The following is a 16,195-nucleotide window of genomic DNA, read 5'->3' on the forward strand; positions in this document are numbered from 1 at the left end:
CCGGGACATCCTGGAATGGACCGAGGCCGTGCTGGTCAGCGACGATCCCGCCAAGGGGCTGGGCCGGGCCGCGCGGGACGATCTGCTGATGGGCAGGCTGTCGGCGCTGGTGGACGGGGTCGAAAGCCGGCTGGAGGTCGTCTCGGCCTATCTGATCCCCGGCGCGCGGGGGGCCGCGATGTTCGGCGATCTCGCACAGGCGGGGCGGCGGGTGAGGCTGGTCACGAATTCGCTCGAGGCGACGGATGTGCCCATCGTGCATTCGGCCTGGATGCGCTATCGCGCCGATCTGGTCGCCCGAGGGATCGAGGTGCTGGAACTGCGCTCGCGCCCCGGCGCGCGGGCCGAACGCGAGGATTTCAGCCTGGCGCAGGTGCTGACCGGATCGACCTCAAGCCTGCATGCCAAGACATTCGCCATCGACGGCAGGCGCATCTTCATCGGGTCGTTCAACCTGGATCCGCGCTCGGCCATGCTGAACACCGAGATGGGCGTGCTGATCGAAAGCCCCCGCATCGCCGGGTCGCTGTCGGCCGCCTTGGACGATGCCAGCCTGTTCTATGCGGTCACGCCTGCCCCTGCCGGCGGGATCGAATGGCGCGAGACCGGCCCCGACGGCGCCGAGCAGGTCCATCGGCAGGAACCGAATGCCAGCCTGTTCCGCCGCGTCTTCGTCAGGGTGGGAAGCTGGCTGCCGGTGGAATGGATGCTGTAGGGTGCCGCAGCGCGTCACGCCATCTTGCGCCGGTTCTTGACGCAGGGCTCGGCCAGGTGGCGGGCTGCCTGCGGGGTCATGCCCAGTTCCTCGCAGATGCGCAGGATCAGCCGTTTCAGGTCCGCATCCGTCCGCTCGATCTCTGGTTCCACTGATGGTCCTTTCCTGCAAGGGCGCCGCGTCCCGGACGGGGCGCGAATGCCTTGCCTCTCTCATGTGGGGCCTGACGGCGCGATTTGAAAGCGCGACCGCCTGCGCCACCCCTTGAAGCCGGGGCGTGCATCATCCATATACCATCCATGTGGATGGTGTGACATGAAGCCGACAAAACCGCTCGACAACGAGAAGATCACGATCAACCTGGGCCATGTGGATCTGGGCCGGATCGACCTGCTGGTGCAGGAGGGGTTCTACGCGAACCGCAGCGACTTCATCCGCACCGCCATCCGCAACCAGCTTGCGGGCGAGGCCGATGCCGTCAGCCGCTCGATCGAGCGGCACATGCTGCAATTGGGCCTGCGCGACGTCACCCGGCAAGAGCTGGAGGACGCCGTCGCCAAGGGCGAGCGGCTGCACATCAAGGTGGTCGGGCTGGCGCGGATCGCCCCGGACATCACCCCCGACCTGGCGCAGGCGGCGATCGCATCGCTGACGGTGCTGGGCGCGCTGCAGGCCTCGCCTGCCGTCAAGGCGGCCCTGAAGGACCGCATCACCTAGGGGCTCGAGAGCCCGGAGACCTGACCATGAACAACGCTTTCGCAGCGGCGATGAGCCGTGCGCTGGAACAGACGCGCGCCGGCAACAGCGCCGAGGCCACGCGCATCATTCAGGCGGCCTTGGGCCAGGGCAGCGCCGCGCAGGGCGGCTTGCCCCTGCCCTCTCCTGCCCCGATGGCGGCGCGCCCACGCATCGAGGATGCCGAGCTGGTCGCCGTGAGGCCGCCCAAAGCCGCGCCCGCAGCCGCAGCGGCGGACGGGGATGGTGCCGCGACGGCGGGGTTCCGGCCGGGCGATCTGCAGCAGATGCTGGGCCGGATGGGTTGCCTTGGGCCGCAGGGATCGGTGCTGCCGCAGGGCCTGATGGCCATGCCGCGCACGAACGCGGCGCCCGCGCTGCCGCCGGGCGCGCGTTACGAGACGCGGCGCTTCGCCTCGGCCCTCGGGGCGCGGGATTACCGGCTGTTCCTGCCCTCGGGGATCGGGGACGGCGCCAGGGGGCTGATCGTCATGCTGCACGGCTGCACGCAGGACCCCGACGATTTCGCGCGCGGCACCGACATGAACAGCCATGCCGAACGCGCGGGGCTGATCGTGGTCTATCCCCACCAGACCCGCGCCCAGAACCCGCAGGGCTGCTGGAACTGGTTCCGCCCGCAGGATCAGGGCGCCGAGGCGGGCGAGGCCGCGCTGCTGGCGGCCCTGACCCGCGCCGTCGCGGCCGAATTCGCTGTGCCCCAAGACAGCATCTTCGCGGCGGGCCTGTCGGCGGGCGGCGCGATGGCCGCGACCCTTGCAGCGACGCAGCCCGACCTTTTCGCGGCGGTCGGCATCCATTCGGGCCTGCCGCACGGAGCCGCGCATGACATCCCCTCGGCCTTTGGGGCGATGCGGGGACAAGGCGAGCGCGCGGGGCCTGCGCTGCGGGGCACGGTGCGGATGATCGTCTTTCACGGCACCGCGGATGCGACGGTCCACCCGTCGAATGCCGAACGGCTAGTCGCGGCGGCGAGGCCCGCCCTGCCCGGCGCGGCGCGCCACGAACGCGGCAGCGCCGGGGGCCGCAGCTATCGCCGCGACGTGGTCGAGGCCGATGACGGCACGCCCCTGATCGAGTCCTGGCGCATCGACGGCGCGGGCCATGCCTGGTCGGGCGGGCGGTCCGAGGGCAGCTATGCCGACCCTGCCGGTCCTGATGCCTCGGCCCAGATGGTGCGCTTCTTCCTGCACCGTCAGGCGCGGCAGGCCTCGGTGTAGTCGGCCAGACCCTCGGGGCGGCCATCGACCCGGTCGCGGCCTATCGGGCCTCGGGCTGGCGGGCGAGGGCGGCAGAGACGCGCCCCGCCGTCGCGGCGGGCGGCGGCGGGATCGTCTGAGCAGGGCGGGTTCCGGCCCTGAGGCCGCGTGGCCGGGCCGGGCGCATCGCCCGGCCTGCGGCTCAGCGCTGCGGCAGCGCGTAGGCCAGGAAGTGATCGCCGATGGTCGTTTCCATGAAATTGTGCCCGCCCGCATTCATGATCAGGAATTGCCTGCCCTGCGATTCATACATCGCCGGTCCGGCCTGACCGCCCGCCGGAAGATCGGCGCGCCACAGAACCTCGCCCGTGTCGATATCCAGCGCGTGCAGGTAATCGTCCGTCGTCGCGGCGATGAAGATCAGCCCGCCCGCCGTCACCACCGCGCCGCCATTGTTGGGCGTTCCGATCTCGAAGGGCAGGAATGAGGGCAGGCCGAACGGCCCGTTCTTGCGGGCCGAGCCGAAGGGCCGGTCCCACAGCACCTGGCGCGTTTCCAGATCGACGGCCATGATCCCGCCATAGGGCGGCTGCGTGCAGAGCATCCCGGTCAGGGGAACGCGCCAGCCCGCATTCACCTCGATCCCGAAGGGCGTGTCGGCCTGGGGCGAGACGTCCTCGGGGCTGTTGTCCTGCCAGCCCGGCTCGTCGATGGGCACGATGCCGTGGCGGTCGACCTCGGCCCGCGGGACCAGCCGGTTGCGGTTGGTGGTGACGTTGTAGTTCGACACCATGATGCCGCGCGGCACATCCACCGCGACGCCGCCCCAATCGACGCCGCCATTGTAGCCCGGGAACTGGATCCACCAATCGGTCGAGGGCGGGGTATACATGCCCTGATACCGGCTCTGCCGGTACTGGATGCGGCAGAACAGCTGGTCCAGCGGCGTCATGCCCCACATGTGACGCTCTTCGATATCGGGCTTCATGACATGCGGAAAGTCCACGACAAAGGGCTGGGTGGGCGACAGGCGCTCGGGCTCGACGCCGCCCTGGGGGACGGGGCGTTCCTCGACCTCGACCAGCAATTCGCCGGTGCGGCGGTCGAAGATCCAGTACATCGACACCTTGGTAGGCAGGATCAGGGCGGGCACCGGGCCGTCGGGCGTGGGAAAGTCGATCAGCGTGCCCTGCGCGCCCAGATCGTAATCCCAGACATCGTAATGCACCGTCTGGTAATGCCAGGCCGGCTGGCCGGTCGTCACGTCCAGCGCGACCAGCGCGGTGGAATAGACGTTTTCCAGATCGCTGCGCATGCCGCCCCAGTAATCGACCGAGGGCACGCCATGGGGCAGATAGACCAGACCCAGTTCCTCGTCCGCGGACGAGATCGTCCAGACATTCGAGGTGCCGCGCGTATAGGTCTCGCCTTCGGGGGGTAGGCCGGTGATGTCGGGGCGGGCGTGATCCCAGGCCCAGGCCAGTTCGCCCGTCACCACGTCATAGCCCCGGATCACGCCCGAGGGCGCGTCGCGGCGCTGGCCGTCGCGCACCTGCGAATGCACGACCGCGATGTTGCGCACGATGGTGGGCGGCGATGTCGGCGCATACCAGCCCGGCGCGGTGCGGCCCAGCCCGACCTCGAGATCGACGACCCCGTCATTGCCGAAGCCCGTGCAGGGCTGGCCCGTCGCCACATCGACCGCGATCAGGCGCGCATCCAGCGTGTTCATCAGCACCCGTTCATGGCACAGATCCGTGGGCGCGATCTCGGGCGCCTGGTAATAGGCCAGCCCGCGGCAGGTCGCGTTATAGGGGATGGCGTCCTTCGGCACGACGGGATCATGGCGCCATTGTTCCAGCCCCGTCGCCGCATCCAGCGAGATCACCTTGTTCATGGCCGAGCAGATCAGCACCCGATCGCCGATCTTCAGCGGCGTGTTCTGGTTCGAGAACCGCTCGTCCCCCTCGGGCATGTCGCCGGTGCGGAATTCCCAGACCAGTTCCAGATCGGCGACATTCTCGCGCGTGATCTGGGACAGGGGCGAATAGCGGGTGGCGTGGTTGTCCCCGCCATAGGCGACCCAATCCGCGCCCGCCGCCCGTGCCTGACGCGCGGGGGCGACCGCGACGCCCGTGGGGCTGGATGTGCCCTCGGGCGTGGCAGGCGCATCGTCTTCGGCGGTTTCGGCGGGTGCGGGCTCTGCGGGCATGGCCGGGGGCTGGGACTGGGCCATGGCGCGTCCGCCGGCCGACGAGATCGCCAGGACATATCCCGCGCCGGCCAGCGCGCAGATGCCCGCCATCGCTGCCGCAGCCGCGCCCCGCATCCGCGCCGGGCGGCCGCGCAGGACCGGGATCAGCGCCAGGATCAGGACCAGCACGACCGTCGGAGCGACCAGCCTCGGCACCTGCGCCCAGCCGTCCAGCCCGGCCTCCCACAGGGCCCAGACCAGGGTTCCGGCGAAGGTCAGCAGATAGACCCAGACCGCCGCCATCGACCGGCGGAACAGCAGGAACGCGGTGATCAGCAGCCCCGCCCCCGCGAAGATGTAATACCAGGACCCCCCAAGCGCAGCGAGCCACAGCCCGCCCGCCAGGATCGGCACCCCGAAGACAAGAATCATCACCGCAACCGCCATCGCGGCCCAGAAGCCGAATCCCCGGCGTCGTGCTTGCATCTGTGGCATGGTCCCCTCCCCGGCACCGTCACCTGCCAACCGCGCCGCGGGGCGGTTGTTCCCGCGACGCGTCGGGTGCAGGGGTCAGCGATGCCCGATGAAGGGCGTCTGGTGCAGGAAGCCATCCTGTTCGAGGCAGGTCAGGATGAAGTCGGCGACCTCGGGGCGGGTGATCGCGCGCAATTGCAGCCCGGCGGGGATGGTGGTGAAGATTTCGGGCGCGCGACCCGTCGCCTTGCGGGCAAAGGGGGCGGGCCTGACGATGGTCCAGTCGGTCGCGCTGAGCCGGATCATCGCCTCTTGCCGGTCCTTGTCCCGGTAGCGGTTGCGCGTGAAGAGCGGAAAGATGACCCGGTTGTAAAGCCAGCCGCCATGGCCCCGGCTGTCGCCCGCCCCGACCCCCGTCACCGCGACGAGCCGCCTGACCCCGGTCGCCTGCATCGCCTGCAGGACCGAGGCGGTGACATCCGAGAACAGCGTCGTCGGCCCGCGATCGCCGGTGCCCACGCAGATGACGACCGCGTCGTGGCGCGCGATGGCGCGCTCCAGAAAGGCCGCATCGGTTGGCTGGCCGATCACCACCCGCAGGCCCGGCTCCGGTTGCAGGCCGTTGCCGCTGCGGCTTTGCGCCGTGACCGCATGGCCGCGCGCCAGCGCCTGTTCGATCAGGCATCGCCCGACGCCGCCCGACGCCCCCATAATGAACAATCGCATCCGCCCTCGCATCGCTGGTCCGGTTCGGCGCCGCCGGCGACGGCCCGTGTCTCAGGATGCACCCGGACCGCCGCGCTGGCCTTGCGCCAGATCAAGAAGCGCTCCCTGCCCCGCCGGACGATCCCGATCGCGACTGGCCCCAAGCCCTCAGATGAACATCACGACGACCGCCATGGTCGCGACCACAAGGACGGCCCCCAGAAGGCGGGGGTTCTGCCATTTCGGCAGGTCCGACAATTCGCGCGTCTCGTCCTGCCAGGTCTGCCGGCTGAAGGTCGTTTCGGCCTCCAGTTCGGGCGCCTCGCTGCGCAGGGTGATGCCGACCAGGATCGCCAGCGACAGCAGCAGCATCAGGCCCGTGCCATAGAGGAATTGCAGGTCGATCAACTCGGCGAATTCGAAGATCGCGAACCCGGCAAGGCCGACCGGAATGCCGATCGACAGCGTCCAGAAGGCTGCATGACGCGGTGGCCTTGACGAAAACAGCCCTGCAAGGAACACGACGACGACCGGCATGGTCACATAGCCCAGGAAGGACTGGAAGTATTCCACGATGCCGCCGAAGCTACCGATGACCGGCGCCCAGAGCGCGGCCGCGATCATGAAGCCGCCGACCAGCAACCGGCTGATCAGCAGCATGCGCTTGTCGCTCCACTCCTTCTTGCGGGGCTTGATGAAGTCGTTGACCGCGATCGAGGCCGAACCGTTCAGCACCGAGTCGATCGTGGACATCAGCGCCGCGACGAGTGCCGCCAGGGCAAGGCCACGCAGGCCGATGGGCAGCAATTCGAACACCAGGGCAGGCCAGATGTGATCCTGCTCCTCAAGATTTGGGAACAATTCGCGGCCCATCAGGCCGGGCAGGATCAGGATGAACAGGAACGGCACCTGCAGCGACGCCGCCAGCAGCGCGCCCCACCGACCGTGATTGACGTCCTTGGCCGACAGCACCTTCTGCACGACGACATGGTTCGTAGTCCAGTAGTAGAAGCTGAGCCAGATGACCCCGGTGAAGATGCCGGGCCAGGGCAGGAAATCGTCATCGGCGGGCTTGGCGATGGTAAAGCCCCCCTCGGGCGCCGCATCGCGCACGGCCTGCCATGAGCTGCCCAGTTCGATGAAGACCATGACGAAGATGATCGTGCCGACCAGCAGCAGCAGGACGCCCTGGATCGTGTCGGTGATCATGACCGCCTTCAGGCCGCCGAAGATCACGTAACCCCCGCCAAGCGCGGCTATGATCGCGATCAGCGTCCAGAGCGGCACTTCTGGAAAAAGCAGCTGCATCGTCAGCGCGCCCGCGAACAGCGCACCGGCGCTGTCGATGAAGATCGCGGTGAAGATCGAGAAGCCGGCAAAGACCTTGCGCGCGCGGCGGTCATAACGCTGCTCGAGGAATTCGGGCATCGTGTTGACCTTGCTGCGCAGGTAGAAGGGAAGGATGAACAGCGCGAAGAAGATCAGGACCAGCGTCCCCATCCATTCGTAGTTCCAGACCGCGATCCCGTCGCCATAGCCCGCCCCGGCAAGGCCCACGAAGGACGTGCCCGACAGGTTCGCGGACATCAGCGAAATGCCGATGATGGGCCAGACCGCACCGCGACCGCCGAGGAAATAGCTTTCGCTGTCCTTCTGGCCCCGGCTCAGCCAAAGCCCGATGGCAAGGACCACGACGACGTAGATCCCCGCGATGGACAGATCGATGGGGGAAACCTCGAATTCGGGCATGGCAATCGTCCTTCTAGACCCGGGCGCCCCGCCTTCGTGGTTCTGTCCGGCGTTCCTGCGACATCTTGTACCTCAACCGCCACACCTTACCGAGGTTCCCGTCAGGCCTGAACGAGGCAGCGCCTCATCGCAAGCGGCACTGTCTGAAACATCTCGGCGCTATGGCAGTTACAGCCGCCAACCATTCGCAAAGGAGCTTCCCATGGCCAGAAAACCTCAGTCCGAGGCAAACAAGCCGCAGCCTGAGCCCAAACGGGGCATGCCGCGTTCGTTGCTTTACGCGCTGATCCCGGGCGGCTTTCTTCTCCTTGTGGCCATAATGGTCTTCGGTGGATGGGCTACGCAGGAGGAGCCCGCGCCCATGACGGAAGCACGCGAAGAGGCACAGGAAATCGACAACTGACGGGCCCGCGACGGCGCGCGAGGTGACTACAGCTTCAGACGCGATTGAAGGCTCGTCTGACTCGTGCAAAGGGCCAGCTGCCCTCTCGCGAAACTGGCGCGGCGCATTCGCGGTGGACTTCACCCGATGGACGGGGTCTTCCACCAGCCCGTGTACAACCGCTTGACCGACTGCCGCGCCTACGCCATCTGGCGCAACCGCAGTGTCAGTGCCCTGAATGGCAGGTGGGCGATTGAGGTGCTGGATATGGCTAAGAGTGTTTCTGCCTTTCGGCGACCGCGGTCGGCGCATATTTGTTTTCGCTAATCATCTGCGCTTGCAGACCCGCCGAAAGAGCCCGTGAGCATCTCAGATCCCTTTTCTGACCGATCTCGAGCATGCCGTTGATGAGGCGAGTTCGCGACTGTCTGCCGATAGAGTTGATGGCCGGAGCCGGCGTTCTTTCATGCGGCAGATCGCTCCCATCACTCAGCCGATCCGCTCCATCTCGGGCGCTTTGACGAAGCGCCATGCGCGTCTGGGGCCTGCCATGACGTTGAGGTAATAGAGCTCCATCCCGTGCGGGGCGGCGCAGGGATGGTGGCCGCGCGGCACAAGGACGACGTCGTGGTTGCGCACCGCCATGACCTCGTCGAGGCTGCCATCGTCGGTGTAGACGCGCTGGATCGCCCAGCCATCGGCGGGGTTCAGGCGGTGGTAATAGGTCTCCTCGAGATAGGTGATGCGGGGGAAGTCGTCCTCGTCGTGCCGGTGGCTGGGATAGGAGGACCAGTGCCCGGCCGGCGTGAAGACCTCGGTCACGAGGAGGCTGTCGCAATGATCCTCGGCCTCCATGGCGATGTTGTTGATCCAGCGCGTGTTGGTCCCCTCGCCGCGCTGCGTGAGGGTGATGCCCTCGGGGCCGATCCGGCGCGCGGGATGCCCGCCCCGGCCGGGCGCCGAGCAGACCGCGAGGGTGCAGTCGGTCACCGCCTCGGCGGCCCAGTCCTGACCGTCCGGAACGTAGAGACAATGCGGCGGCGTCTTCTCGAAGACATCCATCCGCTCGCCCATGACGCCCCAGTCGCGCCCTGCCGCGCGAAACGCGGCCTTGCCCTCGACCATGACCAGGATCACCTCGCGATCGCCGGTCGCCTCGGCGATCCGCTCGCCCGCGCGCAGGCGGTGCAGCGCGAAGCCCACATACCGCCAGCCCGCATCGGCCGGCATGATCCGGTGCACCTCGCCATGCGCCCCGAAGGGCCGTCTCAACAGGTTTGCCATCCTCGTCCCTTTCCGTTCTCGAGCCCGGCGCAACGACCCCATCGAGGGGTCGCCGCACCGGTCGGGGCTGTCGCCCCTCCGTCCGGTGCCGACTGCGGCCCGCGTGGCGTCAGGCGGGCACGCGGCGGTCCAGACCCGCCGCCCGCGCCGCGTCCTTCAGCGCCTTCAAGCCCATCGACTGGTAGTGCCGCGGATCGCGCTGCACAGGGTCCTGCTCGGCCTCGATCACCAGCCAGCCGTCATAGCCGGCCTCGGCGAGAACGCGCAGCAGCGGCACGAAGTCGATGGCGCCCTCGGGATCGCCGGGCACGGTGAAGGCGCCCGCCAGCACGCCCTGCAGGAACGAGAGGTTCTCGGCCCGCACGCGCCCGGTCACGGGGCGGCGGATGTTCTTGGCGTGGAAATGGGCGACGCGGGCGGCGTGGCGGCGCAGCACCGCCTCGGGCTTGCCGCCGCCGAAGGCGCAATGGCCGGCGTCGAAGAGCAGATGCGTCGCGGGGCCGGTGGCGGCCATGAAGGCGTCGATCTCCTCGGGGCTTTCGACCACGGTGCCCATGTGGTGGTGATAGGCCAGCGTGATGCCCTGTCCGGCCAGCCAAGCCGCGAAGGCCTCCATCTTCGCTCCGAACGCGGCCATTTCCGTCGCGCTAAGACGAGGCCGGTCGTTGACCGCCTTTGCCGGATCGCCATGCACCGTGTTCGAGCATTCGCAGACGATGCAGACGCGGCAATCATTGGCCTTGAGCTTCGCCAGATGCGGCTGGACCGCCGCGATCTCGTCCTCGACCGAACGCGCCAGCAGATGCGTCGAATACCAGCCCGAGACGAAGCGCAGCCCGTGCCCGCCCAGCAGCGCCTTGAGCGCCTGCGGATCGTCGGGCCAGCGGTGGCCGTTCTCGATCCCGTCGAAGCCGATCTCGGCGGCCTCGCGCAGGATCCGCTCGGTCGGGATATGGGCGCCGATGGACGGGTCGTCGTCATTGGCCCAGGCGATGGGGTTCGTGCCGTAGAGGATCATGGTCGCGCCTTCAGTTGATCAGGGCCTGCCGCGCCACATCCGCGATGTAGCGTGCATAGGCCTGTTTGAGATTGTCGGTCCCGCCGACCGCCGGAACGGCGACGTCCCACCAATGGCCCGCCCCTTCCAGCCCGTCGCCGGGGCCCGGGCGCGGGGTCGTCTCGATCACGATGACCGTCGGAATGTCGCGGCCCCGCGCGGCGGCGATCTGGGACCCGAGGTCGGCGAGGTCCGCCGCCTTGACCGCATGCGCCCCCATGCTGGCGGCGTGCGCGACATAATCGATCTGCGGCTGAGCCTCGATGTTGCAATCCGCATAGAGGTTGTTGAAGGCCGCCCCGCCGGAATGGGCCTGCAGGCGGTTGATGCAGCCATAGCCGCGATTGTCGGTCAGGATCACCGTGAAGGGGATGCGCCGCATCACCGCCGTCGCCAGCTCGCTGTTGGCCATCATGTAGCTGCCGTCGCCCACGAAGCACAGAACCTCGCGGTCCGGGCGCGCCAGCTTCAGGCCCATCGCGCCGGCGATCTCGTAGCCCATGCAGGAATAGCCGTATTCCATGTGATAGCCGTGCCGGCTGGCCTGCCACAGCAGCTTCAGCGCGCCCGGCATCGTGCCGGCGGCGCACATCGCGATGCCCTCGGGCGCGGCGCGCTGGACGGCGCCGATCACCTGCGCGTCGGTCGGCAGACCCTGGGGGGCCGCGCCGCAATGCGCCGCGACGGCCGCCAGCCAGTCGGCGCGGGCCTGCGGGTCGGCGGCGTCGAAGCGCAGGTCCTCCAGCTCGGCCGCCAGCGCCTCCAGCGCCACACGCGCGTCGGCGACCAGCGTGACGGCGCCGTGCTTGCCCGCGTCATGCGCCTGCACGTTCACCGCCAGAAGCCGCGCCTCGGGAAACAGGGTCCGCGAGCCGGTGGTGAAGTCCTGCAGCCGGGTCCCCACCGCGATCACCAGATCCGCGCCCCGCGCCGCCGCATTGGCCGCGGCCGAGCCGTCCACCCCGGCCGCGCCGAAGTTCATCGGATGGGACTGCGCCAGCGCCGACTTGCCCGCCTGCGTCTCGATCACCGGGATGTTGAGGCGGCTCGCGAACGCGCCCAGCACGTCCTCGGCCCCGGAATAGATCACGCCTCCGCCGCAGACCAGCACGGGCGCCCGGGCCGCACGGATCATGGCCGCTGCCTCGGCCAGTTCGGCCGCATCGGGCGCGGGCCGGCGGATGCGCCAGACGCGCGGCGCGAAGAAGGCCTCGGGCCAGTCATGGGCCTCGGCCTGCACGTCCTGGCAGAAGGCCAGGCAGACCGGCCCGCATTCGGCCGGATCGGTCATCACCCGCAGCGCGCGCGGCAGCGCGGTCAGCAGATGCTCGGGCCGGGTGATGCGGTCGAAATAGCGCACCACGGGGCGGAAGCAGTCATTGGCCGACAGGGTGCCGTCGCCGAATGCCTCCACCTGCTGCAGCACCGGATCGGGACGGCGGTTCGCGAAGACGTCGCCCGCGATGAACAGCACCGGCAGCCGGTTCACATGCGCCAGCGCCGCCGCCGTCACCATGTTCGTGGACCCCGGCCCGATCGAGGCCGTCACCGCCTGCGCCCGCCGCCGCGCCTTTCCCTTGGCATAGGCGATGGCGGCATGCGCCATCGTCTGCTCGTTCTGCCCGCGCCAGGTCGGCAACGCATCGCCGATCCCGTGCAGCGCCTCGCCGAGGCCCGCCACGTTGCCATGCCCGAAGATCGCCCAGACCCCGTCGATGAAGCGCTCGCCCTCCTCGGTCATCTGGACCGAGAGCCAGCGCACCATCGCCTGCGCCGCCGTCAACCGCACCACACCCGTCATCCGCGCCTCCGCCGCTTCTTCGTTGTCCAAATACCCCGGGGGAGTCGCCGCAGGCGACGGGGGCAGCGCCCCCTCTTTCCCCCCGAGGTCGCGCGCGCTCATGCCGCCACCTTCGCCGCCGCGCGCGCCGCGTCCCAGATCCCGCAGAGCCGGCGGTAGCGGGCCGCCATCCCGGCCACCGCGGCCGCATCGTCCATCCGTCCCGCCAGCCAGTCCCGCGCGATCTGGCCGAAGATCGTCCGCCCGACCGCAAAGCCGCGAACCAGATCGAAGCCGGCCGCGACCTCGAAGCTGGCGGCCAGCTCGGCCTCGGGCGCGTCGAGGCCTAGGACCACGATCCCGCGGGTGTGGCGGTCATGGTCCTCGATCGCGGCGATGGCCTTGGCCCAGGCGGCGCGGCTGGTCAGCGGCTCCAGCTTCCACCAGTCGGGATGGATGCCCGCAGCATAGAACTGCCGGATCAGCGTGGCGGTGGTGTCATCATCGACCGGCCCGACCTTTGAGGGGATGATCTCCAGCAGGAAATCCAGCCCGTTCCGGCGCGCGGCGGCATGAAGGCGGCCCACCGTCGCCTCCTGCGCGGCGCGCAGGGCCGGATCGTCGTCCGGATGGCAGAAGCACAGCACCTTGACCACGTTCTCGCGCGCCCATTCGCCCAAGCCCCCGCAATCCGGGCCGAGCTCGGGCTCCAGCGCCAGCGGCCGCGAGCCGGGCCATTCCGCCGGCCGCCCGATCCACAGGCCCGTGCCCGAGGCCGCGTGCAGCGCCTCTCGCCCGATCCGGTTGTCGCAGAGGATGCCGTAGCCGCCCTTGCCGTCCTGCACCTGCAGGGCGGCCTCGAGGCAGAGCCGCTTGAACGCGCCGCCCCTGGCGGGCGTATAGCCCTCCATCTCCTCCAGCTGCATCCGGTGGTCGAAGGCGAAGACGCGCAGCGTCGTCCAGTCGCCGCCCATCCGGCCCTGCCGGTTCGTCGCCCAGTGGATCTGCTCCAGCGCGGCATCGTTGCGCAGGTCGGGGCGCTGGACGCCGCGGCCGAGGAAGAAGCGCAGCTCCTCGAGGCTGGGATAGGCCGGGGTGCAGCCGTGGCGGCTGACCGCGAAGGCGCCGCAGGCATTGGCGTATTCCAGCGCGCGGGGCCAGGGCTCGCCGTCCAGCCAGCCCTTCAGCAGTCCCGAGAAGAAGCCGTCCCCCGCGCCCAGGACGTTGAAGACCTCGATGGGAAAGCCCGGCCCCTGCTGGCCGCTCTCCCAGCCCGCGATGGCGCCCTCGAAGGCCACGGCCCCCGCCGCGCCGCGCTTGCAGACCAGCACCGCGTCCGAGACCGCGCGCACCGCGCGCAGCGCCGCCAGCGTATCGGTCGTCCCGCCGGCGATGTGGAACTCCTCCTCGGTGCCGACGATCAGGTCGAACAGCGGCAGCGTCGCCTGCAACCGCGCGGTGACGGCGGCGCTTTCGACGAAGCGGCTCTCGCCCTCGCCATGGCCCGCGACGCCCCAGAGGTTCGGGCGATAGTCGATGTCCAGCGCCGTCCGCGCGCCGTGCCGGCGGGCCAGCTCCAGCGCGCGCATCACCGCCGCCTCGGTCCGCGGATGGCTCAGATGCGTACCGGTCGCCAGCACGCAGCGCGCCTCGGCGATGAAGCCCTCGTCGATGTCGGCCTCGGTCAGCGCCATGTCGGCGCAGTTCTCGCGGTAGAAGATCAGCGGAAAGCTGTCCCGGTCGCGGATGCCCAGGATCACCAGCGCCGTCAGCCGCTCGGGGTCCGTCGCGACGCCCCGCACGTCCACGCCCTCGCGGATCAGCTGCTCGCGGATGAAGCGGCCCATATGCTCGTCGCCCACCCGCGTGATCACGGCCGAGCGCAGCCCAAGCCGCGCCGTCCCGCAGGCGATGTTCGTGGGCGACCCGCCGATATATTTGGCAAAGGACCCCATATCCTCGAGCCGCCCGCCCACCTGCTGGCCGTAAAGATCGACCGAGGATCGACCGATCGTGATCACGTCAAGAGATTTCATGCGCCCTCCAGAGTAACGGGGCGACCGTCCGAGGCCGCCATGGCGTGGATGATCCGTTCGATCTGCAACGCCTCGGCAAAGCCCGGCGCGCAGGGGGTGCCGCCCTCGATGGCGCGGATCAGGTCGCGGCATTCCACGACCTTCTGCTCGTTGAAGCCGAAATTGTGCCCCGGCGCGGGGCAGAAAGCGGCGAAGTCGGGTTGGGCCGGGCCGGTCAGGTGGCGGGTGAAGCCTGCATCGCCGGCGCGATGCACCCACAATTCGTTCATGTGTTCCTGATCGAAGACCAGCGTGCCGTCCGAGCCGTGGATCTCCCATTGCAGGCGGCATTTGCGGCCGCGCGCCACGCGGGACGTGGCGAACGAGCCCTGCGCGCCGCTGGCAAACCGGATCAGGGCAAGCGCGCTGTCCTCGTTCTCGACCGCGCGGGGGCCGTCGGGCGAGGGGCGCATCGGCACGGCGATCTGGGTCATGGCCGTCAGTTCCGCGACCGGCCCCATCAGCGCGACCATGACGCTGACCAGATGGCAGCCCAGATCGCCAAGCGCGCCCAGACCGCCGCCCTGATGCGTCATGCGCCAGGACCAGGGCAGGGACGGATCGGCGGAATAATCCTCGTCATAGACGCCGCGAAAGGCCAGGGGCTTGCCGATCACACCGTCCGCCACCATCGCGCGGGCGGCCTGAAAGGCGGGGCTGCGCAGGTAATTGTAGCCCAGAAGCGTCACCTGACCCGGATGGGCGGCTGCCAGATCGGCCATGGCCTGCGCGTCCTGCAGCGTCAGGGCCATCGGCTTTTCCAGCCAGACATGCTTGCCCGCGCGCAAGGCCGCCTCGGCCATGGGGCGGTGCAGGCCGTTCGGGGTGGTGATGCTGACCACATCGACAGCCTCGTCCATGACCGCGGCCTGCCAGTCGGCGGTCGCGCGGGCAAAGCCCCAGGCGCGGGCCGTGTCATCGGGGGACGTGGCATCGGCCAGAACCTCCAGCCGGGGAGGCGTGCCGCCAAAGGCCGTCGCCACGTTGCGCCAGGCCATGGCGTGGCACTTGCCCATGAAGCCGGTGCCGATCAGGGCGACGCCAGGCGCCATCAGATCGTCCCCCCGAGGCTGCCTTCCAGCTGGGCCAGTTCCTGCCCGCCCGCCATCAGGTCCTGCAATTCGGCGGCGTCGATCTCGCCTCTCTTGGCGGTGCCGAGGGTCTGGCCCCGGTTCAGCACGGTGAAACGGTCGCCCACGGCCAGCGCGTGGCGCACGTTGTGGCTGATGAAGACCACGCCCACGCCCTGCGCGCGGACCCGCGCGATGGTGGCCAGCACGTTCGAGGTCTGGCGCACGCCAAGCGCGCTGGTCGGCTCGTCCAGGATCAGCACCTTGGCGCCGAAATGGACCGCCCGCGCGATGGCGACGGTCTGGCGTTCGCCGCCTGACAGCGTGCCCACGGCCTGGTCGGGGGCGCGCAGGTTGATGCCCATCTGGCGCATCTTCTCCATCGTGATGCGGTTCGCGGTCTCGATGTCGAAGCGCTTGATGAAACGGCCTTTGGTCGGCTCTCGGCCCATGAAGAAGTTGCGCGTGACGCTCATCAGCGGGATCATGGCAAGGTCCTGAAAGACCGTGGCGATCCCCGCCTCCATCGCGTCGCGTGGGCTGTTGAACTCCATCGGGCGGCCTTCGAAGGTGATCGTGCCTTCGGTCGGCTTGTGAACGCCCGACATGGTCTTGATGAAGGTCGATTTCCCCGCGCCGTTATCGCCCAGAAGACAATGGCATTCGCCGGGTCGCACATCGAAGGTGACGCCGTTCAGCGCGATCACGTTGCCGAAATGCTTCTTGATGTTCTCCATGCGGATGATCGGTTCGGACAT

14 protein-coding genes are annotated in these 16,195 nt (G+C 69.1%); 4 read left to right on the forward strand and 10 right to left on the reverse strand.

All coding sequences use genetic code 11. The features are described 5' to 3' along the window. Window positions 1-715: phospholipase D-like domain-containing protein (locus QAR72_RS08765; RefSeq protein WP_304616992.1), on the forward strand; the 715-nt coding region annotated here is incomplete at its 5' end. A 14-nt stretch (window positions 716-729) separates the two neighbouring features. Here the strand turns inward: QAR72_RS08765 and QAR72_RS08770 are convergent. Next, window positions 730-867: a hypothetical protein gene (locus QAR72_RS08770; protein ID WP_304616993.1), complete on the reverse strand. Its 138-nt coding sequence runs from the start codon at window positions 865-867 to the stop codon at window positions 730-732. A gap of 163 nt (window positions 868-1,030) precedes the next feature. On the opposite strand from QAR72_RS08770, the gene QAR72_RS08775 reads away from it, so the two are divergent. Both QAR72_RS08775 and QAR72_RS08780 read left to right on the forward strand, forming a co-directional pair. Then, window positions 1,031-1,432 carry a CopG family transcriptional regulator gene (locus tag QAR72_RS08775; protein ID WP_304616994.1) on the forward strand — a complete coding sequence of 134 codons (402 nt, stop codon included), beginning with the start codon at window positions 1,031-1,033 and terminating at the stop codon, window positions 1,430-1,432. Between the two features lie 26 nt (window positions 1,433-1,458). Further along, window positions 1,459-2,688: an extracellular catalytic domain type 1 short-chain-length polyhydroxyalkanoate depolymerase gene (locus tag QAR72_RS08780; RefSeq protein ID WP_304616995.1), complete on the forward strand. Its 1,230-nt coding sequence runs from the start codon at window positions 1,459-1,461 to the stop codon at window positions 2,686-2,688. A gap of 181 nt (window positions 2,689-2,869) precedes the next feature. Here QAR72_RS08780 and QAR72_RS08785 read toward each other — a convergent pair whose 3' ends face one another. The 3 genes from QAR72_RS08785 to QAR72_RS08795 form a co-directional block, all read right to left on the reverse strand. Further along, on the reverse strand, window positions 2,870-5,356 hold the full coding sequence (locus tag QAR72_RS08785) for a membrane-bound PQQ-dependent dehydrogenase, glucose/quinate/shikimate family (protein ID WP_304616996.1): 2,487 nt from the start codon (window positions 5,354-5,356) through the stop codon (window positions 2,870-2,872). 75 nt (window positions 5,357-5,431) lie between these two features. Continuing rightward, complete coding sequence (locus QAR72_RS08790) at window positions 5,432-6,061, reverse strand: NAD(P)-dependent oxidoreductase (RefSeq protein ID WP_304616997.1); 630 nt, start codon at window positions 6,059-6,061, stop codon at window positions 5,432-5,434. Window positions 6,062-6,208: 147 nt separating this feature from the next. Beyond that, window positions 6,209-7,789 carry a sodium:solute symporter family transporter gene (locus tag QAR72_RS08795; RefSeq protein WP_304616998.1) on the reverse strand — a complete coding sequence of 527 codons (1,581 nt, stop codon included), beginning with the start codon at window positions 7,787-7,789 and terminating at the stop codon, window positions 6,209-6,211. A gap of 202 nt (window positions 7,790-7,991) precedes the next feature. Between QAR72_RS08795 and QAR72_RS08800 the strand changes: the two genes are divergently transcribed. Continuing rightward, window positions 7,992-8,192: a nicotinate phosphoribosyltransferase gene (locus QAR72_RS08800; protein WP_304616999.1), complete on the forward strand. Its 201-nt coding sequence runs from the start codon at window positions 7,992-7,994 to the stop codon at window positions 8,190-8,192. A gap of 468 nt (window positions 8,193-8,660) precedes the next feature. Here QAR72_RS08800 and iolB read toward each other — a convergent pair whose 3' ends face one another. From iolB to QAR72_RS08830, 6 genes are all read right to left on the reverse strand, one after another. Then, the gene (gene iolB / locus QAR72_RS08805; protein WP_304617000.1) at window positions 8,661-9,455 is read right to left on the reverse strand and encodes a 5-deoxy-glucuronate isomerase; all 795 of its coding nucleotides are present in this window, start codon (window positions 9,453-9,455) and stop codon (window positions 8,661-8,663) included. Between the two features lie 109 nt (window positions 9,456-9,564). Next, window positions 9,565-10,473 (reverse strand): myo-inosose-2 dehydratase, encoded by a 909-nt coding sequence (gene iolE, locus QAR72_RS08810; protein ID WP_304617001.1) that lies wholly within the window; start codon window positions 10,471-10,473, stop codon window positions 9,565-9,567. A gap of 10 nt (window positions 10,474-10,483) precedes the next feature. Further along, the gene (gene iolD / locus QAR72_RS08815; protein WP_304617041.1) at window positions 10,484-12,313 is read right to left on the reverse strand and encodes a 3D-(3,5/4)-trihydroxycyclohexane-1,2-dione acylhydrolase (decyclizing); all 1,830 of its coding nucleotides are present in this window, start codon (window positions 12,311-12,313) and stop codon (window positions 10,484-10,486) included. Between the two features lie 98 nt (window positions 12,314-12,411). Further along, window positions 12,412-14,328, reverse strand: a complete 1,917-nt coding sequence (locus QAR72_RS08820) for a bifunctional 5-dehydro-2-deoxygluconokinase/5-dehydro-2-deoxyphosphogluconate aldolase (RefSeq protein WP_304617002.1) — start codon at window positions 14,326-14,328, stop codon at window positions 12,412-12,414. Then, on the reverse strand, window positions 14,325-15,419 hold the full coding sequence (locus QAR72_RS08825) for a Gfo/Idh/MocA family protein (RefSeq protein ID WP_304617003.1): 1,095 nt from the start codon (window positions 15,417-15,419) through the stop codon (window positions 14,325-14,327). The genes QAR72_RS08820 and QAR72_RS08825 overlap by 4 nt, the downstream gene beginning before the upstream one ends. Beyond that, entirely contained in the window at window positions 15,419-16,195 is a 777-nt protein-coding gene (locus QAR72_RS08830; RefSeq protein ID WP_304617004.1) for an ATP-binding cassette domain-containing protein, read from the reverse strand. Before QAR72_RS08830 ends, QAR72_RS08825 begins: the two co-directional genes overlap by 1 nt.

This window comes from Paracoccus sp. (in: a-proteobacteria) (assembly GCF_030604785.1).
Lineage (GTDB): Bacteria > Pseudomonadota > Alphaproteobacteria > Rhodobacterales > Rhodobacteraceae > Paracoccus.